Origin of the sequence: Staphylococcus equorum (assembly GCF_029531845.1) — a bacterium.
GTDB lineage: Bacteria > Bacillota > Bacilli > Staphylococcales > Staphylococcaceae > Staphylococcus > Staphylococcus equorum_C.
The window spans coordinates 27,575-51,521 of the sequence record NZ_JAMBPV010000001.1 but is presented as its reverse complement, the minus strand read 5'-3'; the positions used below and the strand labels follow the sequence as shown (position 1 = coordinate 51,521).

General features: G+C 32.2%; 22 protein-coding genes and 1 riboswitch. Of the genes, 14 read left to right on the top strand and 8 right to left on the bottom strand.

Translation table 11 applies throughout. The features are described 5' to 3' along the window. The first annotated feature begins 4 nt into the window (after positions 1–4). Together M4L39_RS00210 and M4L39_RS00205 are read left to right on the top strand one after the other, a co-directional pair. Positions 5–730 carry a GntR family transcriptional regulator gene (locus M4L39_RS00210; protein WP_277580172.1) on the top strand — a complete coding sequence of 242 codons (726 nt, stop codon included), beginning with the start codon at positions 5–7 and terminating at the stop codon, positions 728–730. A gap of 49 nt (positions 731–779) precedes the next feature. Then, positions 780–2,114 carry a gluconate:H+ symporter gene (locus M4L39_RS00205; RefSeq protein WP_277580171.1) on the top strand — a complete coding sequence of 445 codons (1,335 nt, stop codon included), beginning with the start codon at positions 780–782 and terminating at the stop codon, positions 2,112–2,114. 140 nt (positions 2,115–2,254) lie between these two features. On the opposite strand, the gene xylE is transcribed toward M4L39_RS00205, so the two are convergent. The 8 genes from xylE to M4L39_RS00170 form a co-directional block, all read right to left on the bottom strand. Then, complete coding sequence (xylE, locus tag M4L39_RS00200) at positions 2,255–3,706, bottom strand: D-xylose transporter XylE (protein WP_277580170.1); 1,452 nt, start codon at positions 3,704–3,706, stop codon at positions 2,255–2,257. Positions 3,707–3,726: 20 nt separating this feature from the next. After that, positions 3,727–5,217 carry a xylulokinase gene (gene xylB, locus M4L39_RS00195; protein WP_277580169.1) on the bottom strand — a complete coding sequence of 497 codons (1,491 nt, stop codon included), beginning with the start codon at positions 5,215–5,217 and terminating at the stop codon, positions 3,727–3,729. 5 nt (positions 5,218–5,222) lie between these two features. Then, entirely contained in the window at positions 5,223–6,545 is a 1,323-nt protein-coding gene (gene xylA, locus M4L39_RS00190; RefSeq protein WP_277580168.1) for a xylose isomerase, read from the bottom strand. 143 nt (positions 6,546–6,688) lie between these two features. Continuing rightward, entirely contained in the window at positions 6,689–7,825 is a 1,137-nt protein-coding gene (locus tag M4L39_RS00185; protein ID WP_277580167.1) for an ROK family transcriptional regulator, read from the bottom strand. A 390-nt stretch (positions 7,826–8,215) separates the two neighbouring features. Next, positions 8,216–8,851: an amino acid transporter gene (locus M4L39_RS00180; protein WP_256093078.1), complete on the bottom strand. Its 636-nt coding sequence runs from the start codon at positions 8,849–8,851 to the stop codon at positions 8,216–8,218. 121 nt (positions 8,852–8,972) lie between these two features. Then, positions 8,973–9,854 (bottom strand): ABC transporter ATP-binding protein, encoded by an 882-nt coding sequence (locus tag M4L39_RS00175; RefSeq protein ID WP_277580166.1) that lies wholly within the window; start codon positions 9,852–9,854, stop codon positions 8,973–8,975. After that, positions 9,838–10,272, bottom strand: coding sequence for an Msa family membrane protein (locus M4L39_RS14570; RefSeq protein ID WP_431197612.1), 435 nt, complete (start codon positions 10,270–10,272; stop codon positions 9,838–9,840). The genes M4L39_RS00175 and M4L39_RS14570 overlap by 17 nt, the downstream gene beginning before the upstream one ends. Positions 10,273–10,287: 15 nt before the next feature. Then, a complete protein-coding gene (locus M4L39_RS00170; protein WP_277580165.1) occupies positions 10,288–10,863 on the bottom strand; it encodes a CPBP family glutamic-type intramembrane protease in 576 nt (191 codons plus the stop codon). Positions 10,864–11,411: 548 nt separating this feature from the next. Between M4L39_RS00170 and M4L39_RS00165 the strand changes: the two genes are divergently transcribed. The 12 genes from M4L39_RS00165 to nrdG all read left to right on the top strand — a co-directional run bounded on the left by M4L39_RS00165 (position 11,412) and on the right by nrdG (position 23,902). Further along, positions 11,412–12,845, top strand: coding sequence for a YhgE/Pip family protein (locus M4L39_RS00165; RefSeq protein WP_277580164.1), 1,434 nt, complete (start codon positions 11,412–11,414; stop codon positions 12,843–12,845). A gap of 27 nt (positions 12,846–12,872) precedes the next feature. Continuing rightward, positions 12,873–13,334, top strand: a complete 462-nt coding sequence (locus M4L39_RS00160) for a MarR family winged helix-turn-helix transcriptional regulator (protein WP_046465770.1) — start codon at positions 12,873–12,875, stop codon at positions 13,332–13,334. 156 nt (positions 13,335–13,490) lie between these two features. After that, the gene (locus M4L39_RS00155) at positions 13,491–14,045 is read left to right on the top strand and encodes a DUF4064 domain-containing protein (RefSeq protein ID WP_277580163.1); all 555 of its coding nucleotides are present in this window, start codon (positions 13,491–13,493) and stop codon (positions 14,043–14,045) included. 741 nt (positions 14,046–14,786) lie between these two features. After that, on the top strand, positions 14,787–15,710 hold the full coding sequence (locus M4L39_RS00150; RefSeq protein WP_277580162.1) for an AEC family transporter: 924 nt from the start codon (positions 14,787–14,789) through the stop codon (positions 15,708–15,710). 167 nt (positions 15,711–15,877) lie between these two features. Beyond that, complete coding sequence (xylB, locus tag M4L39_RS00145) at positions 15,878–17,374, top strand: xylulokinase (RefSeq protein ID WP_277580161.1); 1,497 nt, start codon at positions 15,878–15,880, stop codon at positions 17,372–17,374. A gap of 163 nt (positions 17,375–17,537) precedes the next feature. Next, a riboswitch (TPP riboswitch) is annotated at positions 17,538–17,646 on the top strand. Positions 17,647–17,714: 68 nt separating this feature from the next. Continuing rightward, complete coding sequence (locus tag M4L39_RS00140) at positions 17,715–18,299, top strand: thiamine phosphate synthase (protein WP_277580160.1); 585 nt, start codon at positions 17,715–17,717, stop codon at positions 18,297–18,299. Next, complete coding sequence (locus tag M4L39_RS00135) at positions 18,292–19,416, top strand: NAD(P)/FAD-dependent oxidoreductase (protein ID WP_277580159.1); 1,125 nt, start codon at positions 18,292–18,294, stop codon at positions 19,414–19,416. Before M4L39_RS00140 ends, M4L39_RS00135 begins: the two co-directional genes overlap by 8 nt. Beyond that, positions 19,394–19,594, top strand: a complete 201-nt coding sequence (gene thiS / locus M4L39_RS00130) for a sulfur carrier protein ThiS (RefSeq protein ID WP_277580158.1) — start codon at positions 19,394–19,396, stop codon at positions 19,592–19,594. Before M4L39_RS00135 ends, thiS begins: the two co-directional genes overlap by 23 nt. 1 nt (position 19,595) lies before the next feature. Further along, a complete protein-coding gene (locus tag M4L39_RS00125; protein ID WP_277580157.1) occupies positions 19,596–20,363 on the top strand; it encodes a thiazole synthase in 768 nt (255 codons plus the stop codon). After that, positions 20,360–21,361, top strand: coding sequence for a ThiF family adenylyltransferase (locus tag M4L39_RS00120; protein WP_277580156.1), 1,002 nt, complete (start codon positions 20,360–20,362; stop codon positions 21,359–21,361). Before M4L39_RS00125 ends, M4L39_RS00120 begins: the two co-directional genes overlap by 4 nt. 139 nt (positions 21,362–21,500) lie before the next feature. Continuing rightward, complete coding sequence (gene nrdD, locus M4L39_RS00115; RefSeq protein WP_277580548.1) at positions 21,501–23,369, top strand: anaerobic ribonucleoside-triphosphate reductase; 1,869 nt, start codon at positions 21,501–21,503, stop codon at positions 23,367–23,369. Further along, a complete protein-coding gene (gene nrdG / locus M4L39_RS00110; protein ID WP_277580155.1) occupies positions 23,366–23,902 on the top strand; it encodes an anaerobic ribonucleoside-triphosphate reductase activating protein in 537 nt (178 codons plus the stop codon). Before nrdD ends, nrdG begins: the two co-directional genes overlap by 4 nt. Positions 23,903–23,947 lie beyond the last annotated feature (45 nt).

Here is a 23,947-nt window from a genome sequence, read left to right as displayed (position 1 = left end):
ATTTATGACAAATTTATCATCAGATAAAGGGCCATTATATTTACAAATAAAACAAATTATTGAAGATAGAATTATTCACGGCATATACACTATTGGTAATTATATACCAACCGAAATTGAATTTGAAAAGGAATTTAATGTAAGTAAAGTGACAGTTAGAGCAGCTATTAAAGAATTAGTTACGCTTGGCTACTTAGAGAAAAAAAGTGGCAAAGGCACAACTGTCATTAATCACAAACAATTAAGCAATGTTACTAATAATAAAAACTTTACAGAAAAACTCGTAGAACAAGGGAATCAAATTCAAAAGCTTATAAAAGATATTGTCGTCGAAGAGCATGATAAAAATAGTGAATTATTTCAAATGTTTGGTGAAAAATCCTATAAGATCACGAGAGTTTATTTATTAAATGATACGCCGTATATTCTGTTCAATCATTATTTACCATATCCATTAAACAGTTTGGATAAGTATGGTCAATTAAAACAAAATAATGACCTATCTATTTATAAAATTTTAGAAGATGAAAAAATAGAAATAAAAGATATTGAAGATAACTTCTCTGTTGGTTTTGATGCACAGGCTACGTCTTATTTGAACCTTAATTCATCTGAGCCATTACTTGTAAGAGAAAGAATATCTTATTCAACACTAAACAATATAGTTGAATATAGCATCGGTTATTATAATAGTAAATTGGAGAAATACAGCATCAGTTTAAAAGAATAGACAAACTCTTGTGACTTGTTGGTAGCGCTAACATAAATGGGGGAACAAAATGGATTCTAATATATATTTATTAATTATTACGCTACTTTCAATCGTTATTGTCATATTAGGTGTTGCATGGTGGAAATGGCATGCGTTTATAAGTTTAACTGTAGCAGGATTATTCTTAGCTATTATGGCAGGTTTATCTCCTGAAAAAATTGTCACAGCATATGAAACTGGAGTTGGAGATGTATTAGGACATTTAGTAGGTATCTTAGCATTAGGTACAATTTTAGGTAAATTAATGTCTGACTCTGGCGCTGGTATGCAAATATCGGATTACTTAGTGAAAGCGTTAGGTTATAAAAAATTACCATGGGCGATGATGTTATCAGGATTTATTATTGGTATACCCGTATTTTTTGAAGTAGGGATTGTGATTTTATTACCTTTGGTGATTTCAATTCATAAAACAACTAAAACCAATATATTACTAATAGCGATACCGTTATTAGCAGGTTTATCAATTGTACATGGTATTGTGCCACCACATCCTGGTGCAATGACAGCAATCGGCATATATGAAGCTGATTTAGGAAAAGTGTTGTTATATTCACTAATCATTGCGTTACCAACTGCAATTATTGCAGGCCCAATTTTTGGTAAGTATATTAGTAAACGAGTTATACCGGAAAATCCACCTAATATTATTAAAGTAAATAATAAAACTAAGGGATTACCAAGTGTAGGTATTTCATTTTTAGTTATCATTTTACCAGTATTACTAATGTTACTATCTATAATTACACCTTACTTAGGAGAGATTCCTAGCATAATAAAAAACTCATTAATATTTATAGGAAGTCCTGTGATAGCATTATTAATTTCTTGTTTTGCCGCTTTCTATCTATTAGGGTTTAAGCAAGGTATGACGAAAAATGTAATTAAAGATTTAGTAGAAGAATGTATTTTACCGATTGGCTCCATTATTTTAATTATCGGTGCTGGTGGAGGCTTTAAAGAAATACTTATTGAAACAGGTGTCGGGAATACAATTGCACAGATGACAGAACAGCTTTCACTATCGCCATTACTCTTAGCATTTTTAGTAGCAGGTTTAATACGTGTTGCTACTGGATCAGCCACGGTTGCTTTAACTACAGCTGCTGGTATCGTATCACCAATTATTCAACATATGTCTGGGGTAAATCTAGAATTACTAGTTATTGCAACTGGTGCAGGCTCTTTAATGTTATCTCACGTAAATGACGCAGGATTCTGGTTGGTTAAAGAATACTTAGGTTTAAATGTCAAAGAGACATTTAAAACGTGGACAGTAATGGAAACGTTATTATCATTTGTAGCTTTTGCAATTGCTTTCATCATAGATGGAATTATATAATAGTAACAATTTTAAGTAGAAAGACCCAATCCATTTTTTCTAATGGATTGGGGCTTTTATTTGAGAACGAGATAATTTATGTTCTAGACTATTGTTAAAAACTGTTTATGATGAAAATATCTTCGTACTAACTTCGAATTTTAATGTGCTGATTTAGAGTTACTTTGAACTTCTTCCACATTATTAGAGACTTGTTTATCTTTGTCTTTAATCCAAACTTTTTCTAATTCTTCTAGTGTTTTACCTTTTGTTTCTGGAATGAATTTCCATACAAACAAGCCAGATAAAATACTCATGAGTGCGTAAAATCCGTAAGTCATTGTACCACTAATTTCCATCATAGACGGGTAAGTAGAAGTGATTGTAAAGTTTGCTAACCATTGTACTGCGACAGCTATTGCCATCGCGCCACTTCTAATTCTGTTAGGGAATATTTCTGATAATAACACCCAGATAATTGGTCCCCAACTCATCATAAATGAGGCAGTATAAATAACTAAAAATATTAAAGTTGTAATGCCAAATGCACCATTTGCAGCGAGTGCACTCATACCAATCATTCCGATTGCCATACCAGTAGAGCCGATGATTAATAAAGGCTTACGACCAAATTTATCGACATATAATATAGCAATAACGGTGAAGATGACGTTTACTAACCCCATCACAACAGTTTGTATCATGGAGGTATTGTCACCTGCACCTAAATTTTCGAAAATACGAGGTGCATAATATAAAGCTACATTGATACCGATGAATTGTTGGAAAATAGATAATAAAATACCGATAATAATCACGGTTTTACCAAAACTAAATAATGGTGCTTTTACATCTGTTAGTTTATTTTTAGTTGATAAGATATCATTTAAAACATTCTGTGCATGATTCTTAGAAGAGTATATTTTATTTAGTACTGTGAGTGCTTCAGTATTTCTATTATTTAGTGATAAATATCTTGGCGTTTCAGGTACTAAAAATAATAAAAAGAAAAATGCAATTGCTGGTATTGCTTCTGTCATAAACATGTAACGCCATCCGATTAGTTCAATCCAACTCTGAGACTGACCGAAAGTAATACCGTAGTTTACAAAATAAACGACTAACATACCAAATATAATAGCAAATTGGTTCCATGAAACGAGTCTCCCTCTTATAGAAGAAGGTGCGATTTCACTAATATACATTGGAGATATTGCAGAGGCTAATCCTACACCAATCCCGCCGATGACACGATAGAGATTAAATGTTATCAGCAAACCAAGGCTGGATTCACCTGGTTCAAAAAATAAAAACTCAGGATAGCCTGATAAAAGCGCAGAAACTACAAATAAAACAGCTGCTACTTGTAATGATTTTTTACGACCGAGCCGACTTGAGAAAATTGAAGATAACAAGCCACCAATAATACAGCCGATTAAAGCGCTGGAAACTGTAATACCATGGACAAAACTACCGTAATCTTTAGTTAAATATTTCTGGAGAGATTGTTCAGCACCAGAAATAACTGCTGTATCATAGCCGAATAACAATCCGCCAAGCGTTGCGATTAAAGCTATTTTAAAAATAAACTTCTTATTATTATAAGTTGACATATATCCATCCCCTTGATAAATCACTTAAATTTGCTTAGTTTTTGAGTTACTGGTTGCGTAGCGTCATAGATTGTTTTATAAATATCAAATAAGTTGTGGTATGATTTACTGTTTTCTTCAATAGGAGATACTTTTTGGTTATATGTAATCCATGATTGACTCATTTTATTGAAAGTATCAAACCACGCTTCACCCATAGCGGCTAACATCGCTGCACCATAAGCTGGACCTTGTTCTTCAGTTCTTGTGGTAATCGCTGCATTGAAAACATCTGCTTGGATTTGGAGCCACTCATGATTTTTTGCACCACCACCGATAGAAACTATTTCTTTGATGTCAATGCCGTTGTTTTTCATGATTTGAATGCTTTCATTTATGGAATAAGTGATACCTTCGATAACAGAACGTTTCATATCGAGTTGCGTAGTATTTGCATCCAAACCGATAAAGCTGCCTCTAACTGTTGCGTCATTATGTGGTGTACGTTCACCTAGTAAATAAGGCGTGTACATTACTCCGTTTGATCCAATATCAGCATCTGAAATTGTTTCTAAGAATGCAGAAAAATTTGCATCAGGATCTAGTAGTTGTTTTAACCATTCCAAGCTATAACCAGCGGATAAAGTGACACCCATAATGTATTTTTGATTAGGCACACAGTGGTTAAAGTAATGCACATTGCCATCATTTTCATAGTCAGCATTATTTTCGATGGATAATGCCACGCCAGAAGTACCGATACTTACTAATTGTTTTTGTTCATCTGTGATACCAGAGCCTAAAGCGCCACATGCGTTATCTGCGCCTCCTTGATAGACACTGATATCCCAATCGATATTTAAAGCGTTTTTTACGTCTTCAGTTAATTGACCACTTTTGTGATGAGAAGCAATGATGTCTGGACAAATAGATGCGTTAATATCTAAGCTATTTAATAATTCAGTAGACCAATTTTCTTCTTTCACGCTAAACATAATTGTACCTGCAGCGTCTGAAGGTTCTGTAAAAATGTTGCCCGTTAATTTATAAACGATATAATCCTTAGGCAACATGAATTTATGGATTTTATTATAATTATCAATTTCATTATTTTTTAACCACATTAGTTTAGGTAATGTAAATCCTTCTAACACAGTGTTTTGTGTGAATTTTAGTAGTGTATCGAGCCCTAATTTATTTTTGATTTCATCAACTTCATCAGAAGTACGTGTATCATTCCATAAAATAGCAGGTCTAATGACTACACCTTCTTGATCAATAACCACTAGGCCATGCATTTGACCTGAAAAACTAATGCCAGTGATTTCTTTTTGTGCGTATTTGTTTAATAAATGCTTTAAACTCTCAATTGTTGCGTCATACCAGATATCTGGATTCATTTCGCTGTATCCAGATTTAGGGTGCAGCGTATGATAAGAGACGCTGTATGAATCTACAACGTCTCCATTTTTATTAACAACAATAGACTTTAAGGAACTTGTACCAATATCTATACCGATTACATAAGTCATTTTTATCAGTCTCCATTATTAATGTTTAAAATATATTGATTCATTTGAGCTTTAATCACTTCTAAACGATCAGAAGTATTATCAATCTCATTAATATTAAAAGCATATTCCTCTAATTCTTTAAATGAAGTATTACCTTCAACTATCTTTTTACCAATACCTTCAGCAAAAGATTTATATTTTTCATCTACAATATTTTCAAAGAAATTATCTTCAATCATTTTGTGTGCTACTTTTAAGCCAAGTGCAAATGTATCCATACCAGCGATATGCGTTAAAATTAAATCTTCTTGTTTGAATGAAGTTCTTCTTGGCTTAGCATCGAAGTTCAAACCACCTGGATTTAATCCACCATTTTTTAAGATTTCGTACATTGCTAATGTTGTATCGTAGACGTCAGTAGGGAATTCGTCTGTGTCCCAACCTAACAGTGGATGACCTTGGTTTGCATCTACTGAACCTAATAAATCATTATCACGAGCATATCTTAATTCATGTTGGAAAGTGTGCCCAGCTAATGTTGCATGGTTTGCTTCAATATTGAATTTGAATGTTTTATCTAAGTCATATTTTTGTAAGAAAGCATGTGAAGTCGCAACATCAGTATCGTATTGGTGTGTTGTAGGTTCTTTTGGTTTAGGTTCAATTAAGAATTGTCCTGTGTAACCAATTTCTTCTGCATAGCTTTTAGCCAATTTTAAGAAATTAGCTAAGTTGTCTAACTCTAATTTCATATCTGTGTTTAGTAAACTTTCATAACCTTCACGTCCGCCCCAGAAAACAAAGTTTTCAGCGCCTAATTTTTTAGCGATTTCTAATGACTTCTTAACTTTTGCAGCGGCATATGCGAAAACTTCAGCGTTAGAAGAAGTTGCTGCACCATGTACAAAACTTTCGTGTGTAAAGTTGTTTGTCGTATTCCAAAGTAATTTTTTACCAGTTTGATCCATTTTTTCTTTAATAAGGTCTACAATGATATCTAAATTTTCATTAGATTCTTTTAATGTTGCACCTTCTGGAGCGATATCTATATCGTGGAAACAGAAATAATCAATACGTGTTTTTTCCATAAATTCGAAAATTGCATCAACTCGTGCTTTAGCTTTATCCATGTCGTTTAAGCTATCCCAATCACGTTCAGCTGTGCCAACGCCGAATGGGTCTGATAAGTCAGCTGTAAATGTATGCCAATAAGCTACACCAAATCTAAGGTGTTCTGCCATTGTTTTGTCGCCTACTTTTTCTTCGGGATTATAATATTTAAAACTAAAAACATTATTTGATTTAGGTCCTTCGTAATTTACTTTATCAATATTGAAATATGTCATGATAATCCTCCTATAACTAGTTGGTTAGTTTATTAAACAAACTAACTTTAGAGATAATATAGCACGGAAAATTATTTTTGTAAACGCTTTCTAAAATATTTCAAAAATAACCCTTCTACAAAAATGTAAAAGGGTGTGCTTGTTTAGTTAGATTTTAATTGAATATCATCAATGTTTAATAATTTCTGCATAATTGCGATTGAGCCACCTAATAAGGTTGCGTGTTTCACATTCGTAGTAAGATTGAGTTGTACGGAGTGAGTCGAATATTGACCTAGCTGTGTTTTAATCGAATCTAAAATAACAGGTAATTCATTGATTAATGTGCAGTTAATATAAATCATATCCGGATTGAACTGCGTATTTAAATTGTGAACTAATACTGCAATTTTGGTTGTAAAATATTCAATTTCTTGAATAACAATATCATTATGTTGATGGTAAAGTTCAATAAGTTCTGGAAGTGATATATTTCGTTCAAATTGATTACTAATACTTTGAATTAATGCTTCTTGGGAGCAAATATTTTCAATTGTGTTGTATGTTTCACCGTTTTGAAGTACGAGCGTTTTACCGATTTCGCCAGCTTCGCCATTAGAGCCACGATATAATTTTTTATCGATGATTAAACCTGCACCAATGCCTTTGTGAATACTTAGAGCAATTAAATTTCTCATTTCTGAATTACTATGGATGCTTCTTTCATAAATTGCAGATAAGTTTGCTTCATTTTCAATAATTACTGGAACTTGAGTCAGTGATCTTAACTCATCTGTAATGGAAATGCCTTCACTTTCATGGAAGGGAAGGTGAATTATAGTTTGATTGTGATCTACAATACCGTGAATTGAGACAGACATACCCAACAAGCCATAGGAAGTATCATAGCTTTCAGAAGTAGGTATATTTGTTTTTAATATAGCTAAGATGCTACTCACTTTTTTGTCAGGTAAGTTATATGATTCATGTTTTAACACGGTACCATCAAAATAATTGTACATTAACTCTACAGAGCTATATGTTAAATCCATAGAAATATAATAGCCATAATGTTTGTTGATTTTTAGGAGGATTGGTTTGCGTCCGCCGCTTTTTGTACTATTACCTTCGCCCACTTCAATGACTAAGGATTTCTTTTTCAAAGCATTTAATATATTAGAAATAGTAGCTTTATTGATTTCTAAATTCTTAGATATTTGAGTGCGCGAAATATTATGGTTGTTGAAGATTTGTTTTAATACACGTCTTTCATTCATACTGATTTTTAAATTATTTTCCATTTTTTATTACCTCATATAAGTTTAAACAGGGTTTAAATGCGATTTTTGTCTAATATTACAACAGTGTAACACATTGTTCCAAAGTTATAGATTATAGATAAAGTTATGTTAGTGAGTAATATTAGTGATACACGTCTTATATTATATATTATAGTAGAGAGATTTAAAAAATGGTAATTGAAGATAAGATAAAACACAAAAATCATCTAAACATTTTTATGTTTAGATGATTTTAGAGTGTCGACAAGATCTCCGACTTTGTTGGCAATTATTATATGCACGCTTTCCACGGGCACAATCTGTAGTATCCAGCTAGTGATTTGAGCCGGCCCAAATCACTGTCATCCTTAAAAATATATTATAACCAATTATTCATTGTGATGTTTTAAGTTAATATTCTAAGCGTTTGAACAGTTTTAAACCTGCGAGATAACATACGATAGAGTAAACGAGTGTTATTAAAATAATAATTACGAGTTTAGTAAAGAATTCATTGATATTATTTGCTTCTTCATAACTGTTAGGAAAGAAGTATTTAAATCCATGAATGAGCGGGGCAGCAGACATTATCATTAATAATATCACCACGCCAAGTATGTTAAAACCTGTTGAGAGTTTCATAGATAACATGATTCCAAAGAAAACAGCTATTAATGTAATCCCATAGATACCTATAATGCCTAAAATATCACTGTAGTTAATACTTGCAGAAGATGATAAAAAATCTCCCGAAGCATAATTGAATTTAATAATGTATGTAAAATATAAAACTTGAGAAGCAATGAACAATAGGATGAAATAAATAACATACATAGATAATAAAGCAGCTATTTTAGAGTTATAAAGATATGTACGGCTAATATCTTTATAAAAAATTAAACGACCAGATTCATATTCTTCATAAAAAAGAAAACTAATAAAATATGTAACTAAAATTAATGGTACAGCAAATTGTGATTGAGCAGCTAAAACGCCATAATAGAAATCTAGTCCGGTGAGTCCATTTGTTTCTCCATTAATTTGCATAAAGTTAGTAGGGAGGATGAGTGTAATTAAATATAAAAATGGATAAAGTGCAATTAAGTAAAAAATTAAAGCTGAATTGCGAGTGGATATATTACAAAATATATGTTTAGTAAGCATTTTCTCACTGCCTTTCAAATTCATCATAATGGTGATATAAATTATCTTGTTCGCTGACTGTATTTATTAATGTGTAATGATTAACTACATATTTCATAATATCGTTATACTCCGCAGAATCGATTTCAATAGAAATTTCATTCATAGAAATATTTTTTATTGTTGTAAATAGGTCTAATAATTCTTGTCTATGCTCAGGATAAATTTGTTCCTTAATTACAATTTTTAAAGCTTGGTCTTTGTTGTAATCAATATGATGAAGTTTGCCATTTTTTATAATCACGAATTTATCACAAACCTCGGATAATTCATTTAACTGGTGACTTGAAATAAGAAGCGCAATGTTTCTTTCTTCCACCCATGTTCTTAAAGCGCTAATGAGCGTTTTAACACCGTCAGGATCGAGACCAACAAATGGCTCATCCATAATTGCTAATTCAGGTTCATCTAGTAAACACATCGCCAAAGATAACCTTTGTTTCATACCAAAGGAAAAGTCTTTCACTTTTTTATTTTTAGTATGTGCAAGTCCAACAAGTTCTAGAACATTATCGATATTATCAAGATATTTTTCCTTATTATTTACTTTTAAGTAGTAAATCAAATTTTTTTTAGCGGAAAAGTGTTTGAAATAAACTGTATCAATCATAATACCTACGTTTTTCATAACGTTATTATTTTTAAAAATATCTATACCATTTAAAGTGATAGATCCTGAAGTTGGTTTTTTAGACTTAGCAATAATTTTCATTAATGTAGTCTTACCAGCGCCATTTTTACCGATTAATCCAATAATATCGCCTTTATTAATCGTTAAAGAAACACCATCAAGCACATTAAATTCAGGATCTTTAAAGCGTTTATAAAGATTATCTATTTTTAACATTATGTCCTCCTTTAAAAAATATTTTTAAGATTAAATAAGTTAAACAGAAGTATATTAAAAATGAAAAGATAAATTGAGGGACGGTAAGCAAATTTTGATTTATTTCTATATAAAAATCGTTCTTCTTAGTTGCAAAATCATCACTAATTTCTTTGAATTTTGGATTAGACATTATAGAATTTGAAACAATATAATAATATAAAATATTGAACAGAGACATTATAAATAAAGATACTAAGTTATACGTATTCTTGCTAAAAATAATAGAAAGAATATTTGATAGTAACGGAAAAATAAGTAATCCCAAAATCATAAATATTAATCCTAAATTGACATTTATTAAAGACATTATAAAAGAGAATACAAGATTTAATATAAATGAAAGAATGATATTAGATTTGTTGAATACTCTTTTCATAAAAACTAACTCCTTTTAAGAAAATTTGTAAATCAAAATATTATACAACCAATGGAAAGCGATGGCATCTTGTAATTTATATTTATCTGCGAGCCAATACATAATTAAGCTGCTTGGAAATTTTGTACACAAATTAACTATGAGATCGCCATTAATATGTAAGATTAAGGAAAATAAAAAAGAACCTAATATAAAACTTAATGATTTGTTAAAGACGCTTAATAAGAGTATTAGTAAAATATGTCTAAATAGAAATTCTTCACAAATAGCTACAATAAAATACTCAGTTGTTGCTGCCTTTCCAATTAAAAATAAAGAAAAAGGCAAAATAATAATAAACATAAAAATCAAACGTTTATAATTAAAAATCTGTAAGTACCAAATACGTAAACGTTTTTTAAATAAATAATTTACTAGTAAAGTGGGTAATCCAATGAATGAAATGATAAAAATTAAAGTAAAAATTATATAGTATATAAGAGCGGAGGAATTATCTAGAATAGATACTGAAAGCATAAGCATTATATTTAAACTCACACCAGAGACAACTATAAGTAATGTTGCAATTACAATTGCTTCTATTTTATTCATAGATATTGACCTTTCTTAGATATTAAGAAGAAGGTGTGTAATAACACACCTTCAATAACAAAGATTAAAAATGCCATTTTTTGCCTTTTCTACCGAACTTGAAAATCCACAAATTCACTTCATTTAGACTAAATAAATCTAATAAAGATTTCATATGCAAAACCTCCATTCTGTTATTTTATATTAATATAATGCGCTTTCATAAATAGGTCAATATAATAAAATTAGAAAATTATAAACATTTTATGTATGCTATATGATATTAAATTCATTATTTTTTAAATATTTTAAAATCTGTAATGTATAAATATAAAACAAAATAGCATTTTTAGAAATTGAATTTTATGATTGACAAGTTATTTGCAAGAGCGTATTATATAAAAATGTACATGGGGTGTACTGTATAAATAAAAACACGCCACATATTGAAAAAATGGACGAATTCAAGGATTAACACGCTCCATAACGTAATGTTTATAGCGTTTGGGATTATTTTCAAACTAATAGTACATGGGGTGTACATTTCAAAAAAGAAAGGTAGATAGTAAATGTTTAATGAATTTAAATTTATATTCAGAAATAAAATGTTGATTGTATCTCTTATAGCCATAGCGCTTATCCCTCTAATTTATGTGGCACTATTTGTAGGCTCAATTTGGGACCCTTATGATAAGACAGATCAATTGGAAATATCTATTGTAAATCAAGACGAATCAGCCAAATTAAATGGTGAAAAAATAACAATTGGCGATGATTTAGTAGATGAATTAAAAGATAATGAGGATTTTAAATTCCAAGCAGTTTCCGAGAAAAAAGCTGCACATGAATTGGAAAAAGGTAATAGCGTGGGAACAATTATTGTACCTAAAGACGCATCTAAAAATGCAACGACTTTATTAGATGAAAATCCGGAAAAAATTAATTTGGAAACGCAAGTTAATCCAGGATCAAGTTACACGGGTAGTCAAACTGCTCAGAAAGCAATTGATACAGTTACAGACACAATTAAAGATGACATTCGTGAAAATTACTTAACTGAAATATTTGCGAGTACGAAAAAATCACAAGATGGTTATCAAGATACATCTGACGCACTAGGCGAAATGTCTAATGCAGAGTCACAATTAATTGATGGTAATCAGCAAGTCAGTGATGGCTTGCAACAATTAGTCCCAGCGGTAGGACAACCTGCACAGCAATTATTATCAGGTAATGACCAAGTTACTGATGGTTTAAATCAATTACAGGAAAACAATGATCAATTACAAGCTAAGTTAAATGAAGCAATCACGAGTCAGCAAGATGTTTCACTTGAAGATGACAATGAAAAAGCATTAAATAATGTGACGAAAATAAATGAAAATAATCCTACTGAGGCTGACAATTATGGCGAAACAATTGTACCTTATATGGCGAGTGTAAGTTTATTTGTTGGAGCAGTATCATTTAGTGCGATTTATCCATTGAGAAAAACATTAAACAAAGGCGTTTCCTCAACTAAACAAGCGCTTGGTAAGCTATTACTTTATCTTCTGCAAGGTAGTTTATCAGCATTGTTTATGAGTAGCTGGGTTATATTTGCATTCAACATGTCGATTGACAACGTAGGCCAGTTCCTATTAGTGAGCTTCTTATGGGCTATTGCTGCAATAACGATTACGTCATTCTTAGCGCTATTCTTAGATAGAATTGGACTATTCTTATCCATGCTATTACTCATATTACAGTTGAGTTCAAGTGAGGGGATGTTCCCAATTGAACTTTCAGCAAGTTTCTTTAGATGGATTCATCCATTTTCTCCAATGTCTTATGCGATTCAAGGATATAGAGAAGCAATCTTTACCAATGCTGGGCACTTTAACTTTAGTTTCATTGTTATACTATTAAGTGCTATTATTATTGGAATGATCTTATTACAATTCTTAGTGCTATTATGGTTTAACAAGAGAGAAAAAGTTCCGTTTTCAGTGGAATTTAAGTAAAGCTAAAGCAATATAGGGGTGAAAAGTATGGAAAATGAAAACATAAATCAGACGATAGAAGAAGCGATTACTAAATTTCAGTTTGTTATGTTGCATTTAAATAAAGAAATTGTGGAAATGATAAAGGAAACAGGTTTAGGTAATTTTCTATCAAGAGAACAAATTGAAGCAATGAGAATAATACAAACTGAAGGCAAAGTGACGATTAATGAACTAGCGATGCTGCAAAACATATTTAAAACAGCAGCTTCTAAACGTATCGTTAAATTAGAAGAAATGGGCTACGTTGAAAGAGCCTATACAGATAATAAACGTATTAAATTAGTTAAACTCAGTACAGAAGGGGAAACTTTTTTAAAAAAGGCAAATTCAGTTATGATTGAAGCTGTTAAAGAACGTATAGGTGACAAATTTACAACTGATGAAGTACATGAGTTTGTAGACCAATTGTCGCGTCTTAATGACGCATTTAAAGCACATAAAAACTGACAAAAAAGACTCGCATACAATGCGAGCCTTTTTTGTTATTATATTATTTATTATTTCAAACATATTTTGTTTATAATGAATAGACTTAAATATTAACAATTAGTATAATTAGCATTGTAATTGAAGCGAATAAATAGAAATAGGAGGCGCACGATTATGATAAAAAGAACAACTGAACGCGTACTCACATGGATAGGTATTGCATTACAGTTAATTGGTGTAGTACTTATCGCAGTTTTCATACCAATGATAGGTAACAATGAGGTGAAAGAAACAGTCATTCAACAAATGATGGCAGATGATCCAAGCTTCTCATATGAGGATGGTACAAATATCTTCGGCATGTTGAGTAGTTTATTAACAGCAGGTTTAGTTTTATCTATTATAATTTTAATCATTGCAATCATCGGAGCTATTCTAATTAATAAAAAAGCTAAAGCAGCAGGCATCTTACTTATTCTAGTAGGTGTCATTTCATTCTTAGGAAACTGGATAAATGCCGTATTATGGATTGTTGCAGGTGTTATGTTATTAGTAAGAAAACCAAAACAACCGGTTCATGGTCAAGATGAGGTGAACAGTGACAATAAACAAGACACAGTGAATGAGTCATATGAAAGATCTAACTCTAATCAAGGTCAAGATTTAAAAGACTTTGATGATTTAGATGGAAAAACGAAACAAGAACATAATGACCCGTATAAATATTAAATAAATATAAATTAAACTAGGTTCCCAGATGATTGGGAACCTAGTTTTTAAAATTTTAAAAATACATATACAATAGACATATTATAGTCATATTCATGTTAATAAAATCGTAAAAAATATGGTATATTTTAATAAAGAGCTATACTATTAAATTAATTGTTATCAGGACTATTTTCTGATATTAAAATGGGGTGAAAAATATGATGATGGTAATTGGAATGCTATTACCTATTTTGGTAGTTGGATTTATAGTGATGTCAGTGTTAGAAGAGAAAAAAAGAAATCGCAAAAAATAATATATTAAGTAATTGAAAGAAACAGTAATCTTAGAATACTTAATTACAAAATAGAGCTAATTTCAGCGTGAAATCGGCATTTTAGTCGAAGGTTAGGCTTACCTCTGGGTGAAGGAAGACTAGTGGAAGTCTAATTTTTGAGTTAGTATATGGTGATTCTAGTGCTTTTGGATATTAATAGTTTCAAGTCACCAAATTGAAAAGAGTATGGGTTTCAGAACCTTAAAAGTAAAACAGCATACATAAAATATTGATAGAACAACGGATTGTTTAACGTGAAACAATCTGTTGTTTTGTTTTTTTATACTTAAATGTAAAGATGAAAAATATTTTATTAGTCAGACAAACAGTAAATCAATTGATATTCTGCTATCATAAACTATAATAATTAATTTATATAAGTTTAATTCATATATGTATGATTTTGAACAAAGGGGGGCATATGATGAGTGAAATGTTGTACATCTTACAAACTGTACTTTTACCTATTTTTATCATGATTTTTTTAGGATTTATTTTGCAAAAGAAATTCACATTAGATTTAAAAACACTAGCCAAATTAAATATATATGTATTTGTTCCGGGTTTTATATTTGTGAAGTTTTATAAAACAGACTTTGCCGTAAAACTTTTATTTTTCATAGTTATTTTCTTTATTTTGTACATGATAGTTCTATATATAATTGGCAAACTGTTGTCTTCCATTCGAAAAACAGATAAAGGAGAAGCAACAACACTGACGAATAGTATTCTGTTTTTCAATTCAGGTAATTATGGTGTTCCAGTTAATGATTTAGTATTTAAAGGTGATCCACTAGCGATGTCTGTGCAAGTGATTGTGCTGTCCTTACAAAATATATTCACTTTTTCTTATGGTATTTTTGCGATTCAATCACTGCAAATAGGAAAATTAAAGGCGTTACTTGGATATTTTAAAATGCCAGTTTTATACGCTTTGGTGTTAGCCATTATTTTAAATTATAACAATGTGCCAATTCCAGAATTTATTTGGACGCCAGCAAATTACGTGGCGGATGCGATGATTGCTGTTGCTTTATTATTATTAGGTGCTCAAATTGCGAATATTAAATTTAGCTTTAAGTGGTCAATTTCTTATATTTATATATTTGTAAGATTAGTCATTGGTCCGCTCATTGCTTTAGTCATTATTAAAATACTTGGTTTAGAAGGCGTGATTGCGCAAACGTTATTTATCGCTTCTGCTATGCCAACATCTGTAAACAGCTCAGTTATTGCTCAAGAATATGACAACCACCCAGAACTTGCTGCACAACTGGTCTTCTTATCAACACTACTAAGTGCAGTAACAGTAGTAATTGTTATCTATTTCTCTAGAATTTTATTTTAAATATCTAGTCAACCTTTTGGGGGGCGGGAATACGAAATCAAATTTTGATTTCCATCCCGCTCCTTTTTTTAGAATTTTGATTTTTTTATTGGACGTGTTATAAATGGGTCGTATATTACATATTCTGAAATAAAAATTTAAAATCTATTTATAAAGGACCGATTAAATTGGCTAATGCAGTGTTAGGTATCGATATTGGAACAAGCTCCGTTAAAGTAATAGCAGTAAATAGACATGGTAAAGTTTTACAGAGTGCAAGTGAACCTTTAAACATCATACAACAACAAAACGGGTTTAATGAACAACATTCAGAAGAGTGGTTTGAGGCAACTAAAATATGTATTAAGCGATTAATGATGACTGAAGAAATTAAAAATATCCATATTAGCGGACTATCACTTTCAGGACAAATGCATAGTTTGGTGATATTAGACGATAATTACGAACCACTACGAAATGCAATACTTTGGAACGATACAAGGACTACATCTCAATGTGAAGTTATTAAAGAAAAACTAGGCGATTATGTCTTAGATAATCCTGTATTAGAAGGCTTTACACTTACGAAATTATTGTGGATAAAAGAAAATGAACCGCAACATTGGGGCAATACTAAAGTGTTTTTATTACCGAAAGATTATGTTCGATTCAAATTAACTGGCAAGTTAAACATGGAATATTCAGATGCATCGAGTACATTACTATTTGATCATAAACACAAAGCTTGGGATAAAAGTATGGGCAAACAATTTGGTATTCATAATATTTACCCTGAACTTGTAGCTTCGCATAAATTAGTAGGTTATATGGACGAAAAAATAACAAAAGAATTAGGACTAAATGAACAAGTGGCTGTTTTTGCAGGTGGTGGAGATAATGCGTGTGGTGCACTTGGCGCGGGAATAATTAAAACGAATGAAACGCTTTGTAGTATTGGCACTTCAGGCGTGGTGTTATCATGTGAAGATGAAAAACATACGGAATATCGCCGTAATATGCATTACTTTAATCACGCTTTAGAAGATATGTCTTATATTATGGGGGTGACACTTGCTGCGGGAGATAGTTTACAGTGGTTACGTCGAAATATATTAGGGCATTTAAGCTATGATGAAATAATTACTATGGCGAGTCAATCGCAAGTTGGTAGTAATGGATTATTATTCACTCCATATCTATCGGGAGAACGTACACCACATGGCGATTCAAACATTAGAGGGAGTTTCATAGGTTTAAGTGCTTTACACAGTAGGGGAGACATGGCGCGTGCTGTTATTGAAGGTATAACCTTTTCTTTATTTGAGTCGATAAACTATCTGCGCGATTGTGGTAAAGATATTCAACATATCGTGTCTATCGGTGGCGGTGCAAAAAGCGACTTTTGGTTGCAATTACAAGCAGATATATTTAATGCTGAAATTAATAAATTGAAGTATGAAGAAGGGCCTTGTATGGGTGCAGCAATCCTGGCTGTATATGGTCTAGGATGGTATGAAAGTATCGAAGCGGCTACAAAGCAATTTATACGTTATGAAAAAACTTTTAAACCAAATAGTGAGAAACACACAAAATATATGCAGTATTTTGATTTGTATCAAAGCGTGTATCAACAAACTCAAAGTCTTACAGCTGGTTTACTAAAAATTTCTAAAACTATAAAATAGTTACGAGTTGAATTATTTAAAAATAAGTAATAGTATCTACTTTATCACTTAGAAAGCAACTTAAATTATAATACCACTTGAAATAATCAGTGGAATAGGTTAAGTTGTATGTAATAATTCTTCAACACATATTTAATAATTAATATAAAAATTAAATAGCTTAAATAACCACTGGAAGTGCCTTGTATAAGGCTGAGACCGAAGTAGTAACTTAGGAATTCCTTGAACCTGATCCAGTTTGTACTGGCGTAGGAAAGTGGCGTTATAAACATGCGAATTCGTTAATCCAACGTCATTTTTCTTACCAGAAAAGTGACGTTTTTTATTTGGGGTGAAAACATTGTTTATAGCAATTACACAGTATAAATATTTAAATCCAGCAGAAATTAAGCAGTATATCAATATAGAGCATTTTATAGATTATTTAATTATCAGAACACCAATGGAGACAGCGGAATTAATTAGTTGGATTAATTTGCTTAGTCAATCTGGCTTTCCTACAAGTAAAATAATTATTCATGACAATATAACTGTATTAACACGATGTAATTTATGTGCGATTCATTTTAAAGAAAAAGATGAACGCATAGCACAATTTAAATATAATCATCCTGACATCCAAGTTAGTATGTCCACGCACGATACAAAACATATAGCGCAAGCAGAAGCATTACAGTTAAGTTTTGTCTTGTATGGTCATATTTTTAAAACTAATTCTAAACCTAGTCAACATCCAAGAACAGAAAATGAAATAAATAAAGCGTTAAAATTCAATATCCCAGTTATCGCGTTAGGCGGTATCAATCCACAAACTTTAAAAAATCTACCTAAAGGGTTCAAAGGTATAGCAGGGATATCCATTTTTGCGCAACAAAACATGAACGAAATCAAGCAGCTGAAGGAGGCTTGGAAGACGTATGTATGATGTCATAATCATTGGTTCCGGTGTAATGGGGATGTCAGTCGCAAGAGAATTAAGTAAATCAGATAGCAAAGTTGCTGTGATAGATCGCGATATACCAGGGGAACATGCTTCATTTAAAGCTGGAGGCATGCTCGGCGCTCAAAATGAATTTACTGAAGACAGTGATTTATTTCATATAGCGCGACAGGCTCAAGAAATGTTCGAGCCATTGAGGGATAGTTTGTTAGATGAAGTAGGCTTAGATATTGAATATCTGCATAGTGGTTTAATTAAACTAGCAAGCAGTATTGATGATAATGCATGTGTTGAAAAGCAATACAAATTTTTGCATCAATACAATCCAGCTGTGGAATTATTGCCTGCAAAGTCACTGAAAGAAAGAACGAATGGCAACGTAATATCAGACAATTTATCCGCGATGTATATACCGAATGATAACCAAATCAATGCCAATAAATACACAAAAGCATTATTAAAATCGCTAGAACAACGGGGAATTCAGAGAATTTACAATACAGAAGTTAGTGAGATTACACCATTAAATCCTGGCTATCGTGTGGTAACCCATACAGATGTGTTAACTGCGGAAAAGGTAGTGGTCGCTGGAGGAGCCTGGAGCGGAAAGCTATTGAATCGTTATATACCAAACAGTAGTGTTAGAGGAGTTAAAGGTGAAGTATTACTTGTAAATCACCCAAATTTGTCTTTAGAAACAACGTTATTTACTACGGATGGTTGTTACGTTGTTCCGAAAATGAAAAACCGTTATTTAATCGGAGCGACAAGTTATTTTGATGACTATTCAGTGGGTGTCTCTCGGCTAGGGAAAAATTGGTTGATACAACAAGCCACAAGCCATATTCCTAACCTAAGAGAAGGAAAGTTAATCAAGCAATGGTCAGGCGTTAGACCTTATACCTCAGATGAGAAACCCATTATGGATGAAGTAGAAAAGAACTTATTTATTATTTCAGGGCATTATCGCAATGGTATTTTATTATCACCTTACGTAGGAAAATGGATGAGTGATTGGATTCAACACAATCGCAAGCCAGAGCAATTTGCAGATTTTATAATTGAAAGGGGTAAGACCAATGAAGTGCATTATAAACGGTGACAACTTTACTTTTGATAAGACATTAAGTATTCAAGAAGTGATTCAAGAACTTGAGTTGGATGAAACGCGCATTATTGTAGAACATAATGAACAATTAATTCAGAAAGAACAATTTGCAAAGCATAAGGTCATGGATGAAGATCGTTTAGAATTACTAGAATTTGTAGGAGGCGGGTAATATGTTTAATATAGGCGAATTTAAATTAAAATCAAGATTATTATTAGGTACAGGGAAATTTGATAGTGAAGCAATACAAACTGAAGCAATCGAGGCGTCCGAGACAGGGGTTTTGACCTTTGCAGTACGTCGAATGAATTTATACGATAAAAATTTACCCAATCCATTAGCGAAAGTGAACTTAGCTAAATTCATTACTTTTCCTAATACTGCAGGTGCAAAATCAGCAGAAGAAGCAGTTCGTATAGCTGAAATCGCAAATCATGCAGGCGTGTGTGACATGATTAAAGTAGAAGTCATAGGAGATGATGAAACATTATTACCTGACCCGTTAGAAACATATAAAGCTTGTGAAATCTTGTTAGATAAAGGTTATACAGTTTGTCCTTATATCTCTAATGATGTGGTATTAGCAAAACGGTTAGAAGATTTAGGAGTACATGCAATTATGCCACTTGCATCACCTATAGGTACGGGCAGAGGCATTAATAATCCCTTGAATTTACGTTATATTATCGAAAAAGTAAATGTTCCTGTCATAGTTGATGCGGGCATTGGCTCTCCTAAGGATGCCTGTCATGCAATGGAGCTTGGAGCAGACGGCATCCTACTTAATACGGCAATATCGAGCGCACAAAATCCAGTGAAAATGGCTGAAGCAATGAAATTAGGAATTGATGCAGGTAGGTTGAGTTATGAAGCGGGAAGAATTCCAGTGAAATACACAGCGCAAGCATCAAGTCCTACTGAAGGCATAGGTTTCCTATGACGCAACGTTACGATCGTCAAACGCGTTATGAAGCATTTGGTAAATATGGACAAGATCAATTGGAACGCACACACGTCATGATTATGGGTGCAGGTGCACTTGGAAGCCAATGTGCTGAGATATTAACTCGAATGGGTGCCGGTCAACTTACAATTATTGATATGGATATTGTAGAACAATCCAATTTACACAGACAGGCTACTTATGTTGAAGCAGATGCCACACAAATGCTGCCTAAAGTAGAAGCATTAAAAGTGCATCTTAGACAAATTAATAGTGAAGTTCAAGTACAGGCGTTATATCAAGAGATTACAAATACAAATATTGAAGCATTACTCTGTCAACATCAACCTGATATTGTACTAGATGGAATGGATCATTTTGTGATTAGATATTTGATTAATGAAGTTTGTCATAAATTAGGTGTGCCATGGATTTATGGAGCAGCTGTAGGCAGTAAGGGTACAGTATATGCCATTGATTATCAGGGGCCATGCTTAAAATGTATGCTTGGTACAACGCCATCTACAGGGGAAAGTTGTGCGATAAATGGTGTGCTTCCTCCAGTGATTCATCAAGTGGCAAGCATGGAAGTCTCAGAGTTATTAAGGTGGCTGTCTGGAAAAGGTTTTTCTAAAAAATTAACAACGATGGATTGCTTTACGATGCAATATAAAACACTTAATATAGATTCATTAAAAAATAGTAACTGCCCTATCTGTAACGAAGGAAATTATGAATATCTCAACATGGCTCAACAAAATTCTATTGAAAAACAGTGTGGTAATGTGTTTCTACTGAGATTTACTCCCCAAATATTTAAATATACAGATTTACTTCCGGTGAAAGTTATGAAAAGTAATCATTTCGCTAAAATGACATCTTATCGAGATTATCAAATAACGTTATTTAAAGACGGCAGAATGAACGTGTATGGTATTGAAAATGAAGACCAAGCAGTAGCATTATATGAAGAATTTCTAAAATGCTTAAAGTGATAAATGAGTTAATGCATTTATTGTAAAAACAAACTAAAGTTCATGAAATGTTTAAAAAATATATGACAAATTCGTTAACGTAGATGTTCATATTTTAAACACTATATATAGTGTTATAAATTAAAATAAAACACAATATATAGTAAAGAGGGATAATATGAATAAACTTGAAACGAATTTGAAAAATCTTATTACTAAAGATCCTACAGTAGTTAATGAAAATGCTAATAAAGATAGTGCTACTTTTTCAACAATGAGAGATTTAACAGCGGGGGTAGTTTCTAAATCATATGCACTGGACTATTTACTTCCAAAGCATGTGGCTGAAGCACATAAAGAGGGAGATATTCATTTTCATGATCTAGATTATCATCCTTTTCAACCGCTAACGAATTGTTGCTTAATTGATGCTAAAAGTATGCTAGAAGAGGGTTTTCAAATAGGTAACGCAACAGTGACTTCACCGAAATCGATTCAAACAGCATCTGCGCAGTTAGTACAGATTATTGCGAATGTATCGAGTAGTCAGTATGGAGGTTGCACGATTGATAGAGTAGATGAATTGTTAAGTAAGTACGCTCAATTTAATGAGCAAAAACACCGCAAAGTTGCAGAAAAATTTGTGAATGCAGCGGATATTGATACATATGTGGATAATCAAGTGACACAAGATATAGGTGATGCTATTGAGAGTTTAGAGTATGAAATAAATACTTTATATACATCTAATGGACAGACGCCATTTGTAACACTTGGTTTTGGACTCGGTTTAGATAAATATAGCCGTAAAATTCAGCAAGCAATTTTTCAAACGCGTATTAAAGGATTAGGTAAAGACCGCATTACTGCAATTTTTCCTAAATTAGTATTTTCCATTAAAAAAGGCGTGAATTTCAGTGAATCAGATCCTAATTATGATATTAAACAACTTGCTTTAGAATGTTCTACGAAGCGTATGTACCCAGATATTTTAAATTATGATAAAACTGTGGAATTGCTAGGTGATTTCAAAGCACCGATGGGATGTCGTTCATTTTTACCCGCATGGAAAAATGAAGCAGATGAATATGAAAATAATGGTAGATGTAATCTTGGGGTAGTAACTCTCAATGTACCACGCATTGCATTAGAAGCTGATGGTGATATAGAATTATTTTGGAAATTATTCCATGAACGTATGAATATCATGCATGATGCGTTAGTGTATCGTTTAGAGCGAATAGCAGAAGCAACACCTGATAATGCTCCTATTTTATATAAAAATGGCGCATTTAAGCATCGCTTAGCAGACAATGATAGTGTGATGGATCTATTTAAAGGTCAACGTGCAACATTATCCATGGGTTATATCGGTTTATATGAAGCGGCTACAGTATTCTTTGGTCCGAATTGGGAAAGTAAATCCAAAGGTAAAGCATTTACGTTAGCTATTTTAAAAGCTATGAAAATTTATCAATTGCGTTGGACAGAAAAATACGATGTGTGGTTCAGCATCTATAGTACACCGAGCGAATCTTTAACAGATAGATTTTGCAGATTAGATCGAGAAAAATTTGGGAATGTTGCTGATATTACAGATAAAGGCTACTACCAAAATTCATTCCATTATGATGTACGTAAAGACATTACACCATTTAAGAAAATTGATTTTGAAAAAGATTATCCTGTATATGCAAGCGGTGGGTATATTCACTATTGCGAATATCCAAAGCTCAATCATAATTTGAAAGCTTTGGAAGCGGTATGGGATTATTCCTATGACAAGGTGAGTTATCTAGGGACAAATATTCCTATCGACCATTGTCGTAAATGTGATTTTAAAGGAGATTTCAAAACAACAGCTAAAGGTTATCAATGTCCTGAATGTGGTAATGATGACCCAACAACTGTAGATGTCGTTAAACGAACTTGCGGTTATTTAGGCAATCCTGTACAACGCCCGACAATTGAAGGTCGTCATAAAGAAATGTGTGCACGCGTTAAACACTTGAAAGATACAACATTATGAAAACCTTAGAAATTACTAAGGGGCAAGGTTATATTGCCAAAATAGAAGCGCAGAGTTTTGTTGATGGCGAAGGGGTGAGATGCAGTATGTATGTTTCCGGCTGTCCTTTTGCCTGTGAAAATTGCTATAACAAAGCTGCTCAAAATTTTAGATACGGAGAACGTTTTAATGACTCGATTTTAGAAGAAATTATGAATTATTGCGAACCAGATTATATTTCAGGTTTAAGCATTTTAGGTGGCGAACCTTTCTGTAATGTGGATATTACTTTAAAATGTGCTCAAGTATTGAGACAACGTTTTGGTGATTCCAAATCGTTATGGGTATGGACAGGATTTTTATATGAATATTTAGTTCAAGATACTGCTGAGAGAAGGGCATTACTTGAGCTCATCGATGTATTAGTAGATGGGCCTTTTATCAATCATTTGTATCAACCGAACTTAGCTTATAAAGGTTCATTAAATCAACGCATTATTGATGTACCAACCTCATTGAGCACAGGTAAACGATGTGAATATATTACGAATTAAAAAAGAACTTAATTTTTAATATTTTAACTCGGTTACGCAAGCGAA